Below are 22,680 nucleotides of genomic sequence, written 5' to 3' on the forward strand. Positions count from 1 at the left end.
ATCATCGCTCCTGCCGGTCCATCCGTCTGCGCTCCGGCAGTTCCGGCTCCTCCTATGCAGCCTCGTTTTCCAGCTTATCCAGGTGGAACCTCCGAATGAGGACAAGCTACGTTTGTCTCACCAACTCGATAATCGTAATTTCAGGCGGGTTAAAAACCGTGGCACCCCCACCTCGCCAAAGCCTATGTCGATAGTAGCCACGTAAACCTTGCCCTTATCCCCCGCCCCTGCTGACAATCTCGCGAACTGCAGTCAGCCTTGCCGGGTCGATGGCGGCGAGCGGGTCCGAGCCTACCCGTACCGAAGATCCGACATGCAATCGGCGAATGCCGGTTGCGCGTATGAAGACCTCGATGTTCGCCGCGCCCAAGCCGCTCCCGGCTAGAATGCTCGGCCCTCTCCCTGCAAACCTCGCGTGCAGCTCTTGCAACCGTTCGCTGCCTTGCGGCGCTGTCGGCTGTCCGCCGGAGGTCAGCACATCCGTAATCTGCGGATACTGGCTCAGCAGCTCCATCGCCGCAAATTGGTCGTTCGCCTCATCGAATGCCCGATGAAAGGTGACACACATCCCGTCCGCTGCACCCAGCAGCTCTTCCAGTCCAGCCCGATCGATCGCGCCGCCCTGGCGGAGCAGACCGAGGACAATCTCGGTCCCACCGACCGTGCTTATGTGTCTGATATCGCTACGCATGACTCGCAGATCGTCTGGTGTGTAGACGAATCCTCTCGAGTGCGGCCGGATCATGACGCGCACCGGGATGCGCACCGTCTCCAATACGGCAGCGACCGTCCCGATACTTGGCGTCAGCCCACCCTCCGTAAATGCCACGATTAGCTCAATCCGATCTGCCCCGTAGCGCTCGGCGACGACTGCATCCTCGAGCGTGGTGGCGATGACTTCAAGCATGATCTATATCCTCCTCATCCTTTTAAAAGCTGATTTGAATGACGAACTAACGAGATTGCGTCCATATCATATCACATATATGAATCGGTTTAAGGAGCTTCTTTGTTACCGTATCATTGTATTGACAGCAAATCTCTTTGAGAGTATTATGTTAAACAAACGTTTAATTAAAACAAATGTTTAAATCAAGGAAACGCGAGGGAAAAGAAATGAGAAACGCTTTGAAAGCATTTTGGAAAAAAACGCCGACGAAAATAGGCATTATGACAGCAATTATGTTCCAGCTCATTTTCAGCATCATATGGATGACTGGCTACAACGGGGCAACCGACCGTACGTTCAATCTGGAAATAACCATTGTTAATGAAGACGAGGCTCTCGGTAAACAAATGGCCGACCAGCTTCTTGACAACCTGCCCTTCCAGATGTCGAATGCAACGACTCTGGACGAAGCGAAACGCAAATTGAACGCGCGTGATGTGCAGATGGTCATCCATATTCCGGCCGACTTCTCCGAGAAGCTGCAAACGCCGGGACAAAAAGGCGAGCTAATTTATTGGATCAACGAATCGAATCCGGCTTTGATCAAAAGCATGATGACCGGCGTATCCTCCAGCGTGACGGCTCTGGTGAATAAACAGGCTATCTCGGCTGGAGCCCAGGCGGTGCTAACGCAAATGAATGTTCCGGCAGCACAGGCCGAAGGAACAGCGGAGTCCCTTTCGGAGATGGTGACCGGTGCGGTTCAAACGATGAACCCGGTTGCGGGCATGAACAACCAGATGGTTCCGATGATGCTTGTGCTCGCCTCGTACGTAGGCTCGATGATTATGGGAATGAACTTCCAACAATCCTCACAGATGATTGGAGCGGCGATAGGACGACTGCACAAATTCGGCGCGCGCGTCATCCTGAATGCGCTGGCGGCCCTCGCAACCTCGTTTGTCGGAGCATCCTTCGTACTTATGCTGGGTGGTCAAACGGCGCACGGTTTTCTAGAGCTGTGGGGATTTCAGGCCATTTGTTTATTTACGTTTATGCTGTTCTCGCAGTTGTTTGTTCTGCTACTCGGCAATGCGGGCATGCTGATCAACATCATCATGCTATCCGCTCAGCTCGTATCGTCAGGAGCGATGGTGCCTCGGGAGCTGTTGTCCGAGTTTTACTATACGCTGAGTCAGTATTTGCCCGCTACTTATGCGGTTGAAGGGAACATGGATCTATTGTTCGGTGGGCCAGGCATTGGAGGGGCTGTCTCCGCGCTAGCTGTAATTGCCGCCGTAACCTTTGTATTCGGCTTGCTCGTAGTTATACTAAAAAAAGACAAAGCGCCCGCACTTGTGCCGGCTGCCCCGAAGCTTGCGAACTGAACAGATAAGCGCCATAATAAACATTACTAAGCCAAAAGCAATAGGCGAGTGACGACAACCGTACGGGGAGATGCGCATGTCTGTTTCGGAACAGGATATTAAAATGAAAATTTTGCTGGCCGCCAGGCGCCTGTTTGCAGCACAAGGATTCGACGGCACCTCTGTCAGACAAATATGCGAGGAGGCGGGGGCCAACGTGGCTCTCGTCTCGTACCATTTTGGCGGGAAAGAAAATTTGTTTAACGCCGTGTTCAGCGTGTTTTTTCCGGGCAACCAACTCGAAAGATACGAGCCAATTCTCCACGATCCGATCACGGGCATCAAGAAACTCGTGGAAGAGGTGATCCGCTTCAGGCTGAGCGATCCGGAGCTTGTGATTATTATTCAGCAAGAAATATTCAAGCAATCGTCGCGGATAGCGACGATACAGGAAAACGTTTTTCCGGTCTGGAACAAAATGCGCGAGCTGCTCGAAAAGGGCAAACAGTCTGGCGTATTTCATTTCCGCTCGCTGGATAATGTGATGTTTTTCATCATGGGAACGCTGCTTTTCCATAAAAAAACGGACTACTTTCTGCCCATTCTGAGTGACGGTACTCCTACTTTTAAGGACATGTATCGCGATGCTGCTGTTTTTATTTTGCGGGGACTTGGTGTGCCGGGAACAGCGGAGGATTATATATGAAGACGTTCTCGAGTAGAGGCGATCGTTCACTTCGCCGAACAGTCGCAGCGAGAAGGCTTCGGCTAACAGCCCCGTCGAGACGAACATCTCGCGGGGCTGTTGGCTTATCGCTAGGCGTTACGGCTTGTAATTAAGCGGTCAAAGCTTCGATGATTCGCCTCAAGGTAGCGCACCTGATACTCCTCGGTAAACATGACCGGGTCCACATCGTGGAAGCCAGCGATCGTATCTGCGCCGTACTCGGTCATCGCGATCGGCTTGTCCGGGAACAGACGCTGCCATTCCTCCAGCTCCTCGAGCAGCTTGATCGAGGCTACCTCCCACTCCCCGCCTTCCACGTACCAGCCGTAGTAGCGGTTGAGACAGAGCACATCGATAAGCGGCGCAACCTTGCACATCGACGGACCTTTGCCGACCATCGTGACGATCGTGACCGGACGATGCTGCGGATCGAGCGACTTGGCGAGCGCGACGAGCGGCTCGAAGTAACGGTCCGCCCCCTCTTCATCAGCGGCCGGCTCGTTGGCGATCGACCACATGACGACGCAGGCATGGTTTTTGTCGCGCGCGATCAGCTCGCGGATCGCCGTCCGGTGAGCATTAGCCGTCTGGATCTCCTCCCAGGTTTTGCGCGTGGCGGAGCCGGTGAGCGTCGCCATAAAATTCAGATGCAAACCAACAGCGGCCACCTCGTCGATGACGACGAAGCCCTCGCGATCCGCCAGACGCATAATCTCCTCCGAATACGGATAATGCGAGGTGCGGAAGGAGTTTGCGTTCATCCATTTCATCAATTGGAAATCCATCACATTGGCAGGCTCGTTGAGCCCCCGGCCGTGAATGGCCGTATCCTCATGCTTGCCGAAGCCCTTGAAATAAAACGGCTTGCCATTAATGAGGAACTGACCGCCGCGAACCTCGACCGAACGGATGCCAAACGGCAGCTCATAGACGTCGACAGGCGTAGCCCCGTCGCCCAGCTCGACCCGGAAGGTGTACAAGTACGCTTGAAAAGGCTCCCATCTCCGAGCGCCCTCGATACGCAACGTCCCCTCGCTGCCGCTCGCCGTGGCAACAGTCTGTCCGCTCTCGTCGATTACGGCAATCTTCACTTCCGCTTCGCCGACGCAGTCGACGCTATAGGCGACATTCGCATCGTCTCCATCCACATCCGGTACGAGTGTAATGTCCTGTACATAGGTACGCGGCGTCGTATAGATTTTGACCGGACGATGCAGACCGGCATAGTTGAAGAAATCAAAATTCGGATGATTGCGCGTCAGCTTGCCCAAGCCCTCCACTTCCCGTTCGACCAGCTTGCCGACTGGAAGCGTCGATTCATCCAGGACGTTGTTGACCGCGACGGTCACCCGGTTTCCGCCTGGACGCAGCAGCGCATTGATCTCCGCCTCGAATGGCGTGTATCCTCCCGTATGCTCGACAGCCAGCTCGCCGTTGACATAGACCTTGGCTTGATGTGTGGCCGAGCCGAAGCGCAAGACGATCCGCTCGGACAGCAGCAGGGCAGGCATCGCGAATTCCTTCTCGTACCAGACCCAGCCCACATGATTTCGGATGTCCGAGACGACACCGACGTCGTTAAAGGAAGACGGCACCGCCATCGGCAGCGTATCGGTCAGTTGCTCGCGATACCATTCGCTAGACAGCCCTTCGCCAGCGTCAAGCTTGAAGCGCCATACCCCGCTCAGGTCCGTGACCGTACGGGTTTCCGTTAAGAGTGGATATAACAAGGATAGACCACCTCTCAGGTAGAATGAACATCTGCCGCGCATTGTCATTCAAGGCGTGTTTGCCGTCTTTTTCATGTTCGCGCTTGCTTATCTGCTCCGCCGATTCACAAGACCGATCCAGACGCTAGGCAAGGCGGCCCGTCAGATCGAGGCTGGCAATCTGACCGTACGCTCCAGCATCCGGGGCGAGGACGAGGTAGGAAGCCTGGGACGCTCCTTTGACCACATGCTGGACCGTATAGAGCAGATGATGCAGGAGTTCCGGACCGAGCAGGAGCTGAAGCGGCGCGCAGAGATCGCGATGCTGCAGGCGCAGCTGCATCCTCACTTCCTCTTCAATGTGCTCAGCTCGATCCGGATGCGGCTGCTGCTCCAGAAGGACGAGGACAATGCCAAGCTGCTCGCTACGCTGGCGGCGCTGCTGCGGTCCAGCTTCTCCCGTCAGGGAGAGTTCGTCACGCTCAGTCAGGAGCTCGAGTCCGCCCGGCAATATATTGAGCTGATGCGGTTCGCAATGCGGCACCCGACGACCTACGAGATCGATGTCGAGCCCGAGCTGCTCGATGCGACCGTGCCGCGACTCATCCTGCAGCCAATCATCGAAAATGCGTACAAGCACGGCTTCGCGCGCAAGGGAGGCAGCGTCGTCATCCAGATCGGAAGGAGCGACAACAAGCTGATCCTGACGATCAAAAATAACGGCGCCCGGCTATCCAGCGAGACGATCGCCGAGCTGGAGCGGCGGCTGGCTTATGAGCCGCATGAGTACGATACCGCAGTCAATCCCGGGGCTGCCGAAAGAGGGATCGGCTTATACAATGTGTCCACGCGGTTAAAACTGATCTATGGAGACGATTTTCAGATGTTGATTCAATCGAACGAGCCGGAATGGACAAGCATTACCTTAGTGCTGCCGATGCATCCCGTTGCCGAAGGAGGAACCAGTCATGTATAAAGTGGTCCTGGCGGACGATCATTCGCCTGTGCTGGAGTACCTGGAGCAGAGTATAGCCTGGGAACGCTTAAATCTTGACCTGGTTGCCATTTGCGCCGATGGCGAGGAAGCGTGGGAAGCCTGCCAGACCTATCGGCCCGACATTTTGCTAACCGATATCGGGATGCCGGCGATGGATGGTCTCACCTTGATTCAAAGAGCCAAGGAGGCCAACCCGGAGCTGCAAACGATCATCCTTTCCTGTCACGAGGAGTTTCATTATGCGCAAAAGGCGGTCAAGCTTAATGTCTCCGACTACCTGCTCAAGGAAAGTCTCGAGCTGGACCAGGTGACGACGGTGTTGACCGAAGCTGTTCAAAGATTGGACAATGTCCGCCAAAACAGGCAGTCGATTCACAACCTGCAACGCATGGTGGAAACCAATCATGCAACGATCCGAAGCCGCTTCTTGCAGACGTTCCTTGAACAGCCGTTATGGAGTGGAGCCGATTGGTTCGAGCAGGCGAACAGCATGGGCATCAAGCTGCGCCAGGATATTCCGTATATGCCGGTCACAGTTTTTGTGGATCGCGCCCGCGAGCTGGGGCAACGGTTTGGCGGCTCGGTCAACATGCAGTTCGTCATCGACAACGCTTTGCAGGAAGCGCTTCAGGTCGAAGACGTGCTTTTGTTTTCCTTGTCGGAGCGATGTTATGTGCTGCTGGTTCCTTTTGTGCATACGCTCGTCCGCAATCGACACGAAGAGCTCCGGATAGCGCTGCAAGCGGCGCAACGGGATTTATACTGCCACTTAAAGGTGAGCTTGACTTTTTTCTATGGCGAGGCGGTACAGGACCTCAATCGGCTTAAGCAGCAAATCCAGGGGGTGTTGGCCAACACCAGCTTGCGCTTCTACGGAGGAGAAGCGTCGATCCGGAAGGCCGAGAGCGTGACGACGACGACAGAGGATATGTTCCTTCACTATGCCCATACCTTCCAGGAGCTCCGGGAATGCATCCAGCAAGAGGATCGGGATCGCGTCGGGTCGTTGTTGTCGGACTTGAACCACGAGCTGCAGTCACACAAGTATCCGGTCGAAAGTCTGAAGAGCTGGATGCTCAAGATGGTGATGGAGCTGGAGTTGAAGTTCACCGTCATGCAGCAGTTCGTCACGAACTTCGACAGCGAGCTCTATCAACAGACGCTGGGCAGCGTGGAGACACTGGAGGAATTGGTGGCATGGCTGGAGCAGTTTTTGCTGGAGAAAATCAAGGACGTCCATGCGATGTGGAAGACGTCGGTACGAAAAGAGGTCGCCGAGGCGCAGCGTTATGTACTAACGCATCTTAGCGAGAAGATCAGCATGGATGCCGTAGCCAAAAAGGTGGGGCTGAACCCCACCCACTTCAGCCGTATATTCAAGCTCGACACGGGATCAACCTTTATCGAATACGCCACCCGCTGCAAGATGGAGCGAGCCTGCGAGCTGCTCGATCAATCCAACTTGTCAGTCGTCGAGATCGCCGATCAGCTAGGGTATGACAACCCGAGCTACTTTATCAAGCTGTTCCGCAACCTGACCGGCAAGTCGCCGGCGGAGTACCGAAAATCGCTCTGATCGACGCATGCCGCTTGCGCGGGACGCCAAGCTCCGGTAAGATAGACGAAGAAGCGACGCTTCGATCATCTATCCGAGGAGTGACAGCAAGTGAGCAAACGCAAGCAACGTACAAGAGCCGCCGCATCCGGCAAGCCGCCCGAGATGGCGGTGCGCAAGCTGTGGACGCGCAAGCCGCACACCCAGGTCGTCATCAATAAGAAAGCGGAACAGCGCCGCACGTTCTGCCGCAAAGGCGGAACGGACGGCGCTGTTTTTGCGCTTGGCGCGGCTTGCTGAAGCTCATTATCCTATAGTTAGGCTACGTACCCGCAGCTCACTCGCCGAGGCTGTCCCAGAAGCTCTGGAAGACGCCCGGCTCCACCTCGAAAAATACAGGCGCGTGGCTGTAGCGGACGAAGCCTTCGCCGAATAACACAAGCTCTACCCGCGTATTGTCCTCCAGCGCCACGTAGATAATCTTGCGATCCTGACCGTCATAAATATTGGCCACACGCGCATCGTCCGTCTCGACCGGCTTCGCTGCATAGAGCGCAGCGATGAAGCTGTCGAGCGCTTCGCCCTTCGCCAGCGGCTGGAGATGCTGCAGACCGTTGTTCCAGCTGTCGTAGCCCTCCCACTGCGCCGAGGCGACACGGCCCTCGAGCTGCAGCTTGCCGATCAGATCGGCGCCGCTGCTGACCGTGATGCCGTTAGTCATTTCGTACACCTGGCCGTACACCTGACCGTCGGCCACCACATAAGACATGATGCGGAAGGCGGGATCATAGCCTTTGACCGCATAGATATCGGCCGTGCCGATATTGGAGGCCAGCTCGATGTACGCATCCTGGCCGCTCCACTCGTCGATGCCGCCGGTCGTCGTGCCGAGCTTCTCGCCGCGCAGCGCCTCGATATCTGCGGCTTCGATGGATGTCCCCGTCTGCGTATAGATGTTGTTCTGATAGACGACCAGACCGATCATATCCGCACTGACGCCGCTCGCCATATCCGGCAGCTCCATCCTGGGGATGACGACGGAGCCGGACGGAGCGACAGGCTCCACCTGCGCTACCTCGGTATCTGCCGTCGGCGCGTTCACTTGATTCCAGACGCTCGGCGCGGCCAGACCGATGCCGGCCGCGATGACGATGCTCGCCGCGATATATAGCGCCCGGCGCGGCTTTTTCTGCTCCTGGCGCTGTACCTGGACGGCTTGCTCAACCTTTCTTTTCATCGCTTCGTTTGCTTTCATCTGATCCACCGCTTTCTTGTAATTTTTTCGGAATAGCTCCTCTTTCATTGCGAGTCTTCTCCTTCCAGCTCGAGTTTTAACAGCTCTCTTCCCCGCTTCAATCTCATCTTCACCGCAGATTCGCTGATCTGCAGGATCGTGCTTATATCCTTGACGGCATAATCTTCATAGTAATAGAGATGGATGACGGATCTATACTTGAGGGGCAGAGCCAGCACGAGCTCGATCATGGCGCGATCGTCGGGGTCCTCTACTGCCGCCGTATCCAGCGACTCCAGCTTGACCTCGCGCTTGCGCCAGCCTCTGCCCAGCAAGGACTTGCAATGGTTGGTGATGACCCGGATGAGCCAGGCCTTCTGATGCTCGCCATCGTTGAAGGCGGGCGCCTTTTCCATGAGCTTGATGAAGGTGTCCTGCGTCGCTTCCTCCGCATCCTCCCGCCTGCCCAGATACATCATCGCGATCCGGAACAGCGTATCGGCATGCGTTTCATAGGTTTGTATCACGTGATCGCCCGGCCGGGGCACGGATCGTTGCATCGGCGTTCTGCCCTCCTTTATACCTTTAACACTCTTTAGGACGGCTGCAGGTCACATTTTGTTGTGGGATCGGGGCGAAAATTACGTTATATTCGTTATAGTGTGCATCAGGAGGGAAGAGACAGGATGAAGAAATGGCTCAAGAGGCTGATGATGGCGATTGCCGTGCTCATAGCGCTCCTCGGAGCGGGTGTCGTTGTCATCTATGTGTGGGTGATCGAGCGCCCGACCGATAATGTGGCGTTCGCGGATATGCAGCCTTATGTATGGAATCAGGTCACGCTGGGGGATGGAGCGATGAACAGCGACGGGACGCCCTACCATCTGTTGACGCGCAAAGGCGAGAGCGACAGCTGGATCGTCTTCTTCTCGGGCGGCGGCGCGGCGTGGGACGCAGCGAGCGCGGCGCAGCCGATCCGTCTGACGAATCTGCTCCGGGGACGGGATGTGGGGAACTACATGGACCGGATGCCGTGGTATCAGCTCACCATGCTGGATGGGCTGCTCGCCAGCGAGCGGGAGGACAACCCGTTCCGCACGTGGAATGTCGCGTATATCCCCTACTCGACCGGGGACTTCCATATCGGCAATCGACAGGCCGAGTATACACGGGCCGACGGCGAGCCGTTCACGATGCGCTACAATGGCAGAACCAATGTGTCCGCCGCGCTGGCCTGGGTGTACGAGCATATGAGCGCGCCGGACAAGCTGCTCATCGGCGGCGAGAGCGCCGGCGGCTTCGGCGCGGCCTTTTGGGGGAGCGAGATCGCCTCCCGTTATCCCGAGGCGCAGGTGTATCTCTACTCCGACAGCTCGTTCCTGCTGAGCGAGCGCTGGCCGCAGATCGTCCGCGACGAATGGCAGGCCGAGCCCGAGACGCGCCTCGGCTTCGCGCCGGAGGCCGATCTGATCGGCGCCGCCACGCGCAGCAACGGCCGCAGGCTGCCTGATCATGCGGTCATCCTGCAGAGCTACTCGCTCTACGATCAGATGCTGATCAGCTTCCAGCGCAAGCTGGCCCCCGAGCAGCCGCTGACGCCGCAGGACTGGTCCGGGCAGCTGCGTCAGGCGGTCGCAGCGATGGACGAGGCATTGCCGAACTACTATTATTATGTCACGGACTATGGTCGCGACGCGGACAGCGGCATGACCGGCCATACCTTCGCCACCCTGGGCACGCTGTACGAGACCGAGCAGGATGGCGTCCGTCTGATACAGTGGCTGGGCGACCTCATCAACGGCGAGCAGCGCTACTCGGTAGGCGGGGAGTTTCTGGAGCGTTAACCGTCAGAGCTTACGCATCTTCCTCCGCCACGCCGAGTGCTTTGTTCTTCTCCTTAAATACGCTGTTATGCGAGGATACCCGAGCCATGCTGCTTGCTTCGGGATCGATGTATTTTTTGGCGTTGTTGACAGCGAGGACCGCGTCCGTAAAGGCGCCCGCGATCAAATGAACCTTTGTCGTATAGTCGGCTGTGTCGCCGGCAACGAAAATTCCGGGCAGCGTTGAGGATAAACGCCCATCGACGGGAATATTCCATTCCCCCATGACCATGCCCCAGTCCTTGATCGAACCAAAATCGCCGCGCAAGCCGTGGTTGACGATCACCTCGTCCACCTCCAAACGCTCGGTCTCGGTCTCCAATTCGCCTTCTGCATTCACCTTTGCGATCGTAACGGATGCTATCGAATCCCCCGCCGCATTGCCGTACAATTGGGACAACGCATACGGGGTGCGAACATCGACGGAGGATTCTTTCATCCGCTTCACATTTTTCTCATGTCCGCCAAAGCGCTCGCGACGATGAACAACGGTTACGCTGGCAGCAATGGCTTCCAGCTCATTGGCCCAGTCCACCGCCGAATCGCCGCCGCCCGAGATGAGCACGCGCTTGGACTTGAAGCGCTCCAGCTCCTGCACTGTATAGTGCAGATTGGTCAGCTCGTAGCGGTCGGCTCCTGCGATATCCAGCTTCGCCAGCTTTAATACGCCATAACCAAGCGCCAAGATGAGCGCGCGCGTATGATGACGCTCTCCGCTCTCCGCGGTGACGATCATCGTCCCGTCGTCCAGCCGTTCCAGATGACTGATCTGCTGCCCAAGTACAATCTCGGGGTCGAAGGTCTGGGCCTGTTGTATTAACTGTTCAATCAATCGCTCGCAGCGAATCGGCGTTACGCCGCCCACATCCCAGATCATCTTCTCGGGATATAGCAGCAGCCTCCCGCCCAGTTGGTCCTTGGCCTCGATCAGCTTGACCTTCATATCGCGCATGCCGCTGTAGAAGGCAGCATATAGTCCGGCAGGACCGCCCCCGATAATGGTCAGATCGTATAGCTCTAGCGTTGCGCTCATCGTTCATTCCCCCTGTGTGTCTTCGGATGTTCTAATGCTATGTTCCTGTGGCTGCGCCGCTAGGGTCTAAGATGCCCCTGAGCGGGTGTGCAGACACGCCCTAGGACGCCTGAACGGCATACAAGCGGGCATATGTCCCATTGCGCTGGAGCAATTCCTCATGGGTCCCCATCTCGGCAATCCCCGTGCCTTCAAGCACGACGATCAAGTCGGCATGACGAATCGTGGACAAGCGATGGGCGATGACCAAGGTTGTTCGATCCTTGGAGATTTCATCCAACGCCATCTGAATCTCTTGCTCTGTCTTCGTATCCAGGGCCGAGGTCGCCTCATCCAATATCAGGATCGGAGCATTCCGCAAAATCGCCCGCGCAATCGATAACCGCTGTTTTTGGCCGCCGGACAACCGCACGCCCCGCTCTCCGATAATCGTGTCATAGCCCTGTTCCATCGCCATGATAAAATCATGCGCCTTTGCCGCCCTCGCCGCAGCGAGCACAGCTTCGCGGGTCGCATCTTGCCATCCATAAGCAATGTTGTCGTACACCGAGCCGTCAAACAGGAACGTATCTTGCAACACCATCGATATATTATTGCGCAAGCTATGTAGGGTCACATCGCGAATATCGATTCCGTCCATCGTGATCGACCCTTGTAGCGGATCGTAAAATCGATTCACGAGACTCGCCAGCGTCGTCTTGCCTACGCCGGTTGTGCCCACGAGCGCCACCTTGCGTCCCGGCTCGATCGTCAGGCTTAATTGCTCCAGCACGGGCGTACCGTCCTGATAAGCGAAGGATACCTCGTTAAACGAAATTTGCCCCTGTACTCTCGGCAATACGATCGCATGACGCTTCTCTTGCACATCCTCTTCTGTCTCGAGCACCTCGTATACCCGCCGGAGGGCTGCTGCTGCGCGTCCAGCCTGCTCCACTAATCCCGAGAACGACTTTACCGGGCTGTAGAACATGGTCAGATAGGCAATAAACCCGACAATATCGGCGATGGTTACCTCTCCCGTGCCGATCAAGCGACCGCCAAAAATAACAACCAATACCGTGCCAAGCGCCGTCACAAAGGCAAGCAAGGGAACCGACGTTTCATAAAATTTACTGGCTCGCAAGTACGTCTTCGCATGTCTTAAGGCCAAATGACTCACCTTGACTTGCTCTTCCTCCTGACGGTTGAAAATTTGAATTTCCTTCATCCCCGCCAGATTCTCCTGTACTTTGCCGGAGATCTCCCCTCGTACCTTGGAGTTCTCCCCCCACATCGGGGCCAAAAACTTGCTTTGCCACACCGTAATGGCAAGCAAAATCGGAACCGTAACTAAGCTGAGGAGCGCCAGCTTCACATTAATCGTCAGGAGCAGGATGCCAACGCCTACAAAAGTGAGAGTATTAATAACAAACTCCGGAATGATGTGAGCAATAAAAATTTCTGCCTCCATTGCATCGTTGACCACACGTCCCGTCAAATCGCCCGTTCGGCTGCGGTTGAAATAGCGCAAGCTCATTTGCTGATATTTGCGATACAAGCGAGTGCGCAGATCCGCTACACAATGCAGTGCCGTGTAGTGATTCATATAGCCCGACAAGGAGGCGCCGATCGCTTGCAGCGTAGTTGCGCCTAACAGCAGCAAGCCGACGGTTAACGCCTCCGAAGCAAAATTGGCGATGCCCTCTGTCGCCAATTGGGTTAAAGTACGCAGCGCCCAAGGCAAGTAAAATCCCGAAACCGTAGCTATAATAAGACCCAAAAAACCAAGACTATACGGAAACCAATATTTCCGCGCGCCTGAAAGGACGCGCCAAGCGATTTGCATGTTGCTCCCCGCCCCCTACTCTCTTGTGAATGTCGTTAGTTCGCCTTGGCTAATAAATAGAGAAAATACGGCACACTGACAATCGTGATGACGATGCCTGTCGGCACGTCTCCTCCCAGACTGACCGTACGCGTAATCGTATCGGACAATACGACGATCAAGCCCCCGGTCAAGCTGGCCGCCGGAATCAACAGCTTGTGATCCGGCCCTACAAGCTTGCGCGCCAGATGCGGAGCAATCAGGCCAATAAAGAAAAAACTGCCTCCCAAAGCCACGCTGCCCGAAGACAATGCCACGGCGGCGATCGACAACCCCAGAAACTCCGGCTTCACCGCAAGTCCCAGCCCTTCAGCCGTCTGGTTGCCGAGATTAAGCGTGTTGAGCATGCGCGCCTTGTAAAAAATGTAAGCCAGCAAGATAAAAATCCAGGGAGTCAGAATGGCAATATAGCGCCAATCGGAGCCCCACAAGCTGCCCGCAAGCCAGCGCAGCATAAAATTCATCTGCGAATCGTCCAGTTTCAAGGTTAAAAAGGTCGTCAACGCCCCATATCCGCTGCCTAGCGCGACGCCCGTCATAATGAGTCCAATCGGGGAAATCGCTCGTCCGCGCTGATAGGAAAGCAAAAATATCATTCCGGCCGCCAGCATGCCCCCTACAAAGGCCAGGAGGGGCAGCAAAATAAACGAACTCGCACCAACGGATGCGATGTACACCACAAAAACCAAGACGAATAAGCCTGAGCCTGCGCTAATACCCAAGGTGCCTGGACTGGCCATATCGTTGCGCAGCAAGCTCTGCATCACAACCCCGGCAGCGCCCATCCCGAGACCGACCAAAATCGCCAGCATGATGCGCGGCAAACGAAAATCCAGCACAATCAGCTTTTGCTGGTCCGTACCGCTGCCGAGCAGCACATGAAGCACCTCGATCGGCGACACAGACATCGTCCCCGACACAACGCTGATGGCAGCAAAAACAAAAATCAACGCCAGAAGCGCGCCAATGACGAAGAGGCCGCGCTGCAGGTTATATCGCTGCTTGCTCATCCAAACTCCCTCCTCTGCCTGCGCGCAAGAAAGAGAAAGTAGGGGACGCCAATCATCGAGAAAATAATGCCGATCGGCGTCTCGAACGGTCGATTGACCAGTCGCCCGGCCAAATCGGCCGAAACCGTCAACAGCGCGCCATACACTGCACAGGCGGGAATAATGTAGCGATAATCGACACCCACCATATAGCGCACCATATGCGGCGTAATCAGCCCGACAAAACCGACAGGGCCGACGATGACAACAGCAAGCCCGGTAAGCACGAGCACGATAAGGGTCGAGAGGCCCTTGATCAGACCGCTGCGAACCCCAAGTCCTCCAGCGACATCCTCCCCAAGGCTAAGCAAGGTGACCGATGGCGAAAGGGCCAACGCAAGCAGCACGCCGCCCACAAACAACGGCGAGACCAGAAGCAGCTCTCCCCACTTCGCGCCTGCCGTGCTACCTGCTGTCCAGAACGCCAGCGCACGGCCCAAATCGTAATTAATCGCTAAATATTGACAGAGCGCGCCAAACAGCATAGAGATCGACAAGCCGGCCAATACGAGTCGCTGCGGAGTCATCCCTCGCTTGCCCAATGAAGCGATGAAATACGTCATCCCGGTCGCCAGCGCAGCGCCGAGACAAGCAAACAGCATCATCTGTCCATACGTGTAGCCTGGCAAAAACGCCAAGCAAAGCGCAATCGCAAAAGCAGCTCCCGAGGTGATCCCCATCAATCCCGAATCCGCAAGCGGATTGCGCGTGGTTCCTTGCATAATTGCTCCGCATACTGCCAGGCTGCATCCGACGACGAGATCCGCTACTGTGCGCGGCAGCCGCAGCGTTTGTATAATCTGGTGGTCTCTCAGCGCTGGATCAAAACGGAAGATAGCTTCCCAAACTGTCGCTATACGCAAGTCGGCGGCGCCAAAGCTGATCGACAACGCCGACATGAGAGCCGTCAACCCAAGCCCAATCACGATATACAACGTAAATTTGATTGCCCCGTGCGGCTTTGACTGAAGTTTGTTCATCATCGCGATCCCTTAATTTTTCGTCTCTTCCAGCCGCTTCAGCAATTCCGACGAGACCGTATTAATTTGAGCGATGGAGGAATAGATGTCGGTATAAAAATTCAAGCCGAACTTAATCTCAACGACCCGATTGTTTTGAACGGCCTCCAGCGAATTCCAGATCGTATCGTTGGATAGATCCGCCATTCCTTCGTAGCTGTTGCGAATAATAAAGTCGCCGCTGTAATCCGCCAATACTTCAAAGGACAAGGCTTGTTTGGAAATCCCCTGATCCAGAATAGCGGTCTGAACCGTCTCCGGCGCACGCAGTCCCAGCGAAGCGTAAGCCACACTTCCTGCACCGAACTTGCCGCCAAGCACGGTCATGGTCGCATCGGCGCCGCCTTCAAAGACAGATACCGTATAGTTGTCAAAGCCAGCCTGCTGCAGGTTCGACTTGGCCGTCTCGACCGCCGCGTTATACTCCTCGATCGCTGCGGCTGCAGCCTCTTGCTTGTTCAGCAGCTCGCCCATAAATGTAATCCGCTCATCCTGGGTCAAATCGATCAACGGGACCAGCACCGTCGGCGCAATCTTGGAAAGCTTCTCTACATAATCCTCGCCAATCACAATAATAAGGTCCGGCTGCAGCTTCATCACATCTTCGCCGTCCCAATCAGGCATCCATTCCAGAATCGTAATATCAGCCATCTGCTCGGCAAAGGCCGCGCCGTCATACACGTCCGAAATGCCGACCGGCTTGATGCCCAGCGCGACAACATCGCCCATCAAATATTGCACGACAACACGTTGCGGATCAGCAGGCACCTCGATATCGCCCCGCACCGTGCTGATCGTTCTTGTTTCTTTGTTTGCGGCGTTCTCCGTGGTCTCTACATTGGCCGGCTTATTCTGTTCTGTCGGCGTCGATGATGAGCACGCGGATAACAACATCATGAGACACATCATTGCAGCGACGATCAATTCCTTACTCTTCATTTCTTGCAGCATACTGTAATCCCCATCTCTTTGAAATTTGACTATATCGTCTAGCCCTTTTTCATTGTAGAGATGTTGAGAATGGTTATCAATATCACAATCGTGCATCGAGGTTATCTTTTTGTTCCGATATTCGCTTGGCGTCATCCGATAATATTTTTTGAATAGACGGATCAAGTTAAGCTCTTCCACCATACCGCAACTCATCGCGACTTCCTTGATCGTTGCATTGCTGTTGAGCAATCCGTCCGATGCCGCTTTGAGCCGCTTCACTGTCACATACTCCTGCAGGCTCATCCCTAATCTTCTTTTGAACAGTCGCGTCAATTGACCTCTGCTAATCGCAAACATATCGGCTATCGCTTCAAAAAGCACTGGATTCATATAGTGTTCATCCAAATAACGCTTCGTAGAGCTCACGGGGTCGGGCTGCAAAAGCTCTAGGCCATCGGTGCGCAAGTCATGGTACACTTCGCCAACCGTCTGATACAATAACGTCTTGGCATGCAATTGCTCTAACGGCGAAACGAGCAGCCAATGCTCTAACATCTGTTGAAACAAGCTCTTCAGCAAAAGCGGATTGCCGGGGACATAAGCAAACTGCTGCTCAAAGGGGTTCAATTGCTCCATCAAGCCGTGCGCCTCTTCGTTCCGCTTGGCTGGCAGCTCGGCTTTGTATAGCACCATGAACATATCGACAGAATCGTCCAGCGCCCATAGGCTGAGCTTGGTCCCCTTGCCGCCGTGAAAGACGGCAAAACGATCGACCGCATATACCGTATGATTTAATTGCAAGTTCGCCTTCCCGCCGCTAATGAACACCTGTATGCTTGTTGGCATGCGATAGTTGAGCAATGGCGTCTTAGAGTCGATGCACCTGCAGCGGACATCCATTAAGGTGATCCTTGACTGAACCCACAGGCGAGCCATCTCGTCTATCTCCTCGGAAGCAAACCCTTGCTTTGCTTCTCTCTCAGTTTGAATCCTTATCCACTCCTTTTAACATCACCCTGTCGATGTCTTGCCTTCAAGTGATTTTGATAATCAGTATCAGTGAGCTTGCTAGAATGAATTATACCATCAAAGAGCCTAATAAGTGAACTTGCAATTCGTATCGCTTTAAATTTATACACCAACAGACAGCCATCGTATGGAAGGCTGTCTGTTGTTCTACTATTCTATCAAAGACTACTATTCTATCGAACCCAGATTATACTCGCGGCAGCTCCGCCAGCGCCTGGCGCAGCGCCTCGACCTCGCGCTCGGGCAGATCGAGCTGCGGCGCCCGCATATGGCCGACATCGATGCCGCGCAGCTTGAGCGCCTCCTTGAAGTACGACATGTTGCTGCCGCTGCGCAGCGTCTCGCAGTACTGGATGGCGATGCGCTGCAAGCGGCGGGCCTCCGCCAGATCCCCGGCCTGGTATGCGTTATATACGGCGACGAACGGCTCTGGATAGACGCACGACACCCCGGAGATGACGCCGTCGCAGCCCATCGCCAGCGCCGGCAGCAGCAGGCGGTCCGCGCCTTGCATGACCGAGAAGCGGCCATCCCGGATCGCCAAATATTCATTGGTGCGGAGGAAGTCCGGATAGCTGTATTTGATCCCGACGACGTTGGCGCACTGCTCCGCCACGCGCTCGGCTACGGCAGTCGGCAGGTCGTTGGCCGAGCATTGCGGGATGTTGTACAGATAGATCGGGAAGTCCTCGGGCAGACGCCGGGATAGGGTTACATAGTAGTGCTCCAGCTCGCGCTCGTTGGCGCCCAGGAACTGCGGCGTCACGACGCCGATGCCGTCTGCGCCGCTTGCCTGCGCATGCCTGGCCAGCTCGATCGTATCCGACTGGGTAGCCGCCCCGGCATGGATATACACCGTCACCCGCCCCGCCGCCGTCCGGATGACGGTCTCGGCGATCTGCTTGCGCTCGGCCGTCGACAGGCGCACCATCTCGCCGGTTGTGCCGAGCGGGAACAGCGCATGCACCCCTTTGCCGATCAAAAATTCGGTCAGCGCCTCCACCTGCTCCAGATTGACTGCGCCCTCCGCCGTAAACGGCGTCACCATCGCCGTCGTGATGCCATGCAATCGTTTCATCTCTAACTCCCCGCTTCCCCATTCATAGTCAACTCAAATCAGCTCTAGTCGTATCCACAGCCGTCGCAGCCCGGCGGGCTTACGGATACAACAGATGGGCAGGCTGCCGCCCCGCTATGCTGTCGATGATCGCCTGCGCCGTGACGAGCCCGACCCGATGATACGTCTCGATCGTCTCAGCCGCCGTATGCGGCGTCGCGAGCAGCGCATCCAGCGCAAGCAGCGGATTGTCCGCCGACACAGGCTCCTGCTCGTAGACATCGATAGCCGCGCCTGCGATGGTCCCCTCCGTCAAGGCCCGATGCAGCGCCTGCTCGTCGACGAGCGCGCCCCGCGCGGTGTTGACGAAGTGAGCGCTCCGCTTCATCAGGCCGAACTGCCGGTCGCTCATCATACGACGCGTCTCCGGCAAGCTCGGCAGATGCATGCTCACGATGTCGCTCTGCTGCAGCACTTCATCAGCCTCGACCAGACGAACGCCCAGATCGCGGGCTGCTGCAGCGTTCGGATATTTGTCATAGGCGAGCAGCTCCACCTCGAAGCCCTGGAGCTTCCTCGCCACCATCCGGGCGATATTGCCGAAGCCGAGCAGCCCGACCGTCTTGCCTGCCAGCTCCTGGCCGATCTTGCGATCCCAATAGCCTCTTTTGGCCGATTGCTGGAGCGCCGGTATGTTGCGGAGCAGCGAGAGGATCAGCCCGACCGTCAGCTCCGCGACGGCATTGCTGTTGCCTGCCGGCGCATTAGTCACCTGGATGCCCCTGGCCGCCGCAGCGGCCAGATCGATATTGTCGATGCCGACGCCGAAGCGAGCGATATGACGCAGCCTGGGCGCATGCTCGAACACCGTCTCGTCCCATGTGTCGACTCCCGCGACGACAGCATCGATGTCGCCGACCAGCGGCAGCAGCTCCTCCCTCGTATGCGGGCGGCCGAGCCGGTTTTCGACGATCTCGCAGCCCGCTTCCTCTAGCATTCGTTTGCCCTCTGCGCAATACAGCGAATAATTGGTTGCCGTCACCAGCACCTTACAGCGTGCATGCATTACTTGACACCTCCGACGGTCATACCGCTGACCATATATTTCGATGTGAACAGATACATGATGATGACCGGGATCGAGGCGATAATCGAGCCGCCCATCAGCGGTCCCCACGCGAACACATCGCCGACGATCATCTCCGAGAGTCCCAGCGTGATCGTCTTGTCCGCCGTCTTGGTGACGATGACCAGCGCGTACAGATATTCGCTCCAGCACAGGGTGAAGGCAAAGATAAACGTCGCGGCCAGACCGGGCGCAGCCAGCGGGAAGATAATACTCCGCAAGGTCCGTGCCCGGCTGCAGCCGTCGATCATCGCCGCCTCCTCGATCTCGACCGGGATCGACTTGAAGTACGAGATTAGCATCCATGTCGCATACGGGATCGTGATCGTCGGGTAGATGAGCATCAGACCATAGATCGAGTTGCTGATGCCAATCGCCGATACGAGCATATAGAGCGGGATGAACAGCACGGCGCGCGGCATCAGATAGGCGTACAGGATGCCTTTGGAGATGAGCGAGCGTCCTCTGAACTTCAGCTTGGAGATCGCGTAGGCGGCCAGCATGCTGACCGCTATCGAGAACAGCGACACGGTGAGCGAGACGACGAGACTGTTGCGGATATTGACCATAAAGCCCTTCTCGTTCAGCAGCTTGACGTAGGCGTCCCAACTGAACGCTTCGGGCCAGTAGGTCGGCACGAGCCGATAGATCTCGCCCGTCGACTTAAAGGAGGTATTAAGCATCCAGTATAGCGGGAATAAAGCGCACAGCAGCATGAAGGCCAGCGTCGTGTAGACGACGATCTGCTTGCCGAGTGAATTGTTCTCCATCGTGTATTGCACCTACTCTCTCGAAAGCGAGCGCTTCGTCACATAGTTAATGAGCATGATGAGCGGCGGCATCGTCAGGATCGCGATGGCGATCGCTTTGCCCAGACTCATATTCAGAAATCCAATCGTGTAGCTCAGCGTCGACAGCACCTGCGTCGCATTGGACGGTCCGCCTCGCGTCAGCAGCCAGATGATCTCAAAGTCGTTGAGCGTCCAGATCGTCGTCATGACGCCTGCCAGGATCGCCACTTCCTTGACCGAGGGCAGCGTGATAAACCAGAACCGCTTGATCGCGCCTGCGCCGTCGAGCATCGCGGCCTCGTACATATCCCTGGATATCGTCTGCAGGCCGGCCAGGATCGCGATCCCCATGAACGGGATGCCCCGCCACACATTGACCAGGATGACCGAGAGCATCGCCAGATCGGGCTGGGCGAGCCAGCCCATCGGCTGGCCGATTAGCTTAAGCTGAAGCAGGATATGGTTGAGCACGCCGCCGACGTCGGAGTAGATCCACTGCCAGGTGAACACCGAGACGATCGTCGGGATCGTCCACGGCAGGAACAGCAGCACCCGGAACAGGTTGCGGCAGACGATCTTCTCGTTGAGCACCAGCGCCATGATCATGCCGAATACCGTTTTGAAGAAGACCGCGACCCCGGTGAAAACAATCGTGTTCCAGACCGCCTTCCAGAAGATCGAATCCCGCATCAGCTCGATGTAGTTGGTCAGTCCGGTGAATCGCGCCGGCATCCCGACGACCTTATCGGTAAAGCTGAGGTAGAGGGCCCAGCCGAAGGGCAGGACCATGACCGCCAGCAAATAGATCAATACCGGGCTCATCAGCAGATAAGCAAGTTTATTGTCCAGTTTTGTTTTCATGCCGCATACCGCCTTCCGACTTGCCTTACTGATTGTATACGTCTTGGATTTTAGATTGCAGATCCTTCACAGCAGCCTCCGGCGCATATTCCTGCTCGAGCATCAGCTTCTGGAACATGTCGTTGACGATCCGCAGGTTGAACACTTCGCCAGCCTTTGGATTGTAGGGGCCCGGGTAGCCGAGGAAGTAGAAGTCGTCGACCGAGTCGACAAACGCCTTGTTCTTCTCGTCCTGCCAGACCGCCTCTTTCGTCAGCTCCGGATAGACCGGCACCGTGAGCGGCGCACCTTCGACGATCCAGCTGTTGTACCATTCCTTATCGAGCAGATAGGCGATCAATTGCTTGGCCAGCTCCTTGTTCTGCGATTGCTTGAAAATACCCAACGAGTTGCTGATGCCGGGGATGAATACCCCTTCCGGTCCCGCAGGATAAGGCGCGATTCCTGTCTTCTCATACAGATCGGGATTATCGTCCTTGATCGTCGCCAGGATGCTGCCGGTATTGAAGATCATCGCCGCCTGGCCGCTCAAATAGGCTTTGTTGTTGCCGCTGTCGTCCCATCCAAGCGCGCTCGGCGGGGTGCTCTTGTCCGTCAGGAAAATATCGCGGATAAAGCTCGTCGCTGCTACTGTGCCTGGCGAGTCGACGTTGACGGTCTTGCCGTCCTCGGTATCGACGGAGCCGCCGTACGACCAGATGATGCCGCGCGTGAGAAATTCGGCGTCCGAGTTGCCCTTGCCGTAGCCCATGCCGATGCCGTATTGCCCTTTGCCCGTATCGGTCAATGTCTTGGCCATCTCGCGCAGCTCGTCCCATGTCTTCGGAGGCGACGAGAATCCGGCTTGCTCCAGCAAGTCCTTACGGTAGTACAATACTTGCGTCTCGCTCCAGAACGGCACGCCGTATTGCTTGTCCTCGAAGGTGACCGCCTGCTTGATATTATCGCTGATCGGGCTGCCCTTGCTCTCCACGTCGCCGATCAGATCGGTGACGTCCTCGAGGACGCCGCGACCGTAAAATTGGCCGATCTCCTGGTAGCCGAAGAAGGAGACGTCCGGCACAGCGCCGGATTCGATCGCTGCCGTCCACTTCGGATAGAAGTCCTCGTAGGCGATAATTTCGACGTCGACCTTGACATTGTTCTCCTCGCCGAACTGCTTGGCCCGCTCCGCGATCAGCTTGTTCTGCTCCTCGAACAGCTGCTTTTTCATCCAGAACGTCAGAGTAGGCTTCTGCCCGTTATCCGAGGCGCCTGCGCCTTTGCTCTCCCCATTGCCGCCGCCGCTGCTGCAGCCCGCAGCCAGTGCGGCGAGCAGTCCGAGTGTCACCGTTTTTTTCATCCAGCTTTTCATTCGCTGTCGACCTCCGTCTGTTTGTGGTGGTTTGTCTTGGCCTTGTATTTATCCTAAAGCGTTTTCATATCCATTCCTAGGGCAACATTTTAACTATGGGATACAAATTTAACACGATGCTTGATGCGGGACCTTTCGTTTTGTCATCAAAAAGGCCTTCGCCTGAACAGACGAAAGCCAAGGCTTGATCGTATCGGGAATGC

The 22,680-nt window shown here is 56.1% G+C and carries 20 protein-coding genes; 6 read left to right on the forward strand and 14 right to left on the reverse strand.

Annotated features, from left to right (window positions below; genetic code table 11):
- Positions 1 to 214: 214 nt before the first annotated feature.
- Complete coding sequence (locus tag PA598K_RS12030; RefSeq protein WP_307719884.1) at positions 215 to 907, reverse strand: copper homeostasis protein CutC; 693 nt, start codon at positions 905 to 907, stop codon at positions 215 to 217.
- A 209-nt stretch (positions 908 to 1,116) separates the two neighbouring features.
- Between PA598K_RS12030 and PA598K_RS12035 the strand changes: the two genes are divergently transcribed.
- The gene (locus tag PA598K_RS12035) at positions 1,117 to 2,277 is read left to right on the forward strand and encodes a YhgE/Pip domain-containing protein (protein ID WP_128657197.1); all 1,161 of its coding nucleotides are present in this window, start codon (positions 1,117 to 1,119) and stop codon (positions 2,275 to 2,277) included.
- A gap of 76 nt (positions 2,278 to 2,353) precedes the next feature.
- Positions 2,354 to 2,962 (forward strand): TetR family transcriptional regulator, encoded by a 609-nt coding sequence (locus PA598K_RS12040; protein ID WP_128657198.1) that lies wholly within the window; start codon positions 2,354 to 2,356, stop codon positions 2,960 to 2,962.
- Between the two features lie 110 nt (positions 2,963 to 3,072).
- Here the strand turns inward: PA598K_RS12040 and uidA are convergent, their stop codons facing one another.
- A complete protein-coding gene (gene uidA, locus PA598K_RS12045) occupies positions 3,073 to 4,713 on the reverse strand; it encodes a beta-glucuronidase (RefSeq protein ID WP_128657199.1) in 1,641 nt (546 codons plus the stop codon).
- A 73-nt stretch (positions 4,714 to 4,786) separates the two neighbouring features.
- Between uidA and PA598K_RS12050 the strand changes: the two genes are divergently transcribed.
- The 3 genes from PA598K_RS12050 to PA598K_RS12060 all read left to right on the forward strand — a co-directional run bounded on the left by PA598K_RS12050 (position 4,787) and on the right by PA598K_RS12060 (position 7,544).
- Complete coding sequence (locus PA598K_RS12050) at positions 4,787 to 5,668, forward strand: sensor histidine kinase (RefSeq protein ID WP_128657200.1); 882 nt, start codon at positions 4,787 to 4,789, stop codon at positions 5,666 to 5,668.
- A complete protein-coding gene (locus PA598K_RS12055) occupies positions 5,661 to 7,265 on the forward strand; it encodes a response regulator transcription factor (RefSeq protein ID WP_128657201.1) in 1,605 nt (534 codons plus the stop codon). The genes PA598K_RS12050 and PA598K_RS12055 overlap by 8 nt, the downstream gene beginning before the upstream one ends.
- A gap of 90 nt (positions 7,266 to 7,355) precedes the next feature.
- Entirely contained in the window at positions 7,356 to 7,544 is a 189-nt protein-coding gene (locus PA598K_RS12060; protein WP_128657202.1) for a hypothetical protein, read from the forward strand.
- A 37-nt stretch (positions 7,545 to 7,581) separates the two neighbouring features.
- On the opposite strand, the gene PA598K_RS12065 is transcribed toward PA598K_RS12060, so the two are convergent.
- The gene (locus PA598K_RS12065) at positions 7,582 to 8,547 is read right to left on the reverse strand and encodes a hypothetical protein (RefSeq protein ID WP_128657203.1); all 966 of its coding nucleotides are present in this window, start codon (positions 8,545 to 8,547) and stop codon (positions 7,582 to 7,584) included.
- Positions 8,544 to 9,038 (reverse strand): RNA polymerase sigma factor, encoded by a 495-nt coding sequence (locus PA598K_RS12070; RefSeq protein WP_128657204.1) that lies wholly within the window; start codon positions 9,036 to 9,038, stop codon positions 8,544 to 8,546. The genes PA598K_RS12065 and PA598K_RS12070 overlap by 4 nt, the downstream gene beginning before the upstream one ends.
- 126 nt (positions 9,039 to 9,164) lie before the next feature.
- On the opposite strand from PA598K_RS12070, the gene PA598K_RS12075 reads away from it, so the two are divergent.
- Positions 9,165 to 10,322 carry a pectin acetylesterase-family hydrolase gene (locus PA598K_RS12075; RefSeq protein WP_128657205.1) on the forward strand — a complete coding sequence of 386 codons (1,158 nt, stop codon included), beginning with the start codon at positions 9,165 to 9,167 and terminating at the stop codon, positions 10,320 to 10,322.
- Between the two features lie 10 nt (positions 10,323 to 10,332).
- On the opposite strand, the gene PA598K_RS12080 is transcribed toward PA598K_RS12075, so the two are convergent.
- The 10 genes from PA598K_RS12080 to PA598K_RS12125 form a co-directional block, all read right to left on the reverse strand.
- Positions 10,333 to 11,394, reverse strand: a complete 1,062-nt coding sequence (locus PA598K_RS12080; protein ID WP_128657206.1) for an NAD(P)/FAD-dependent oxidoreductase — start codon at positions 11,392 to 11,394, stop codon at positions 10,333 to 10,335.
- A gap of 100 nt (positions 11,395 to 11,494) precedes the next feature.
- A complete protein-coding gene (locus tag PA598K_RS12085) occupies positions 11,495 to 13,219 on the reverse strand; it encodes an ABC transporter ATP-binding protein (RefSeq protein WP_128657207.1) in 1,725 nt (574 codons plus the stop codon).
- Positions 13,220 to 13,254: 35 nt separating this feature from the next.
- A complete protein-coding gene (locus tag PA598K_RS12090) occupies positions 13,255 to 14,268 on the reverse strand; it encodes a FecCD family ABC transporter permease (protein WP_128657208.1) in 1,014 nt (337 codons plus the stop codon).
- On the reverse strand, positions 14,265 to 15,287 hold the full coding sequence (locus PA598K_RS12095) for a FecCD family ABC transporter permease (protein ID WP_260405371.1): 1,023 nt from the start codon (positions 15,285 to 15,287) through the stop codon (positions 14,265 to 14,267). Before PA598K_RS12095 ends, PA598K_RS12090 begins: the two co-directional genes overlap by 4 nt.
- A 12-nt stretch (positions 15,288 to 15,299) precedes the next feature.
- The gene (locus tag PA598K_RS12100) at positions 15,300 to 17,060 is read right to left on the reverse strand and encodes a helix-turn-helix domain-containing protein (protein WP_185601863.1); all 1,761 of its coding nucleotides are present in this window, start codon (positions 17,058 to 17,060) and stop codon (positions 15,300 to 15,302) included.
- Positions 17,061 to 17,475: 415 nt separating this feature from the next.
- Positions 17,476 to 18,366: a dihydrodipicolinate synthase family protein gene (locus tag PA598K_RS12105; protein ID WP_128657211.1), complete on the reverse strand. Its 891-nt coding sequence runs from the start codon at positions 18,364 to 18,366 to the stop codon at positions 17,476 to 17,478.
- Between the two features lie 79 nt (positions 18,367 to 18,445).
- Positions 18,446 to 19,411, reverse strand: a complete 966-nt coding sequence (locus PA598K_RS12110; protein ID WP_128657212.1) for a phosphoglycerate dehydrogenase — start codon at positions 19,409 to 19,411, stop codon at positions 18,446 to 18,448.
- Positions 19,411 to 20,241, reverse strand: a complete 831-nt coding sequence (locus PA598K_RS12115; protein WP_128657213.1) for a carbohydrate ABC transporter permease — start codon at positions 20,239 to 20,241, stop codon at positions 19,411 to 19,413. Before PA598K_RS12115 ends, PA598K_RS12110 begins: the two co-directional genes overlap by 1 nt.
- A gap of 12 nt (positions 20,242 to 20,253) precedes the next feature.
- Complete coding sequence (locus PA598K_RS12120) at positions 20,254 to 21,123, reverse strand: carbohydrate ABC transporter permease (protein WP_128657214.1); 870 nt, start codon at positions 21,121 to 21,123, stop codon at positions 20,254 to 20,256.
- Positions 21,124 to 21,148: 25 nt separating this feature from the next.
- Positions 21,149 to 22,477, reverse strand: a complete 1,329-nt coding sequence (locus tag PA598K_RS12125; protein ID WP_128657215.1) for an ABC transporter substrate-binding protein — start codon at positions 22,475 to 22,477, stop codon at positions 21,149 to 21,151.
- Positions 22,478 to 22,680 lie beyond the last annotated feature (203 nt).

Origin of the sequence: Paenibacillus sp. 598K (assembly GCF_003851045.1) — a bacterium.
GTDB lineage: Bacteria > Bacillota > Bacilli > Paenibacillales > Paenibacillaceae > Paenibacillus_D.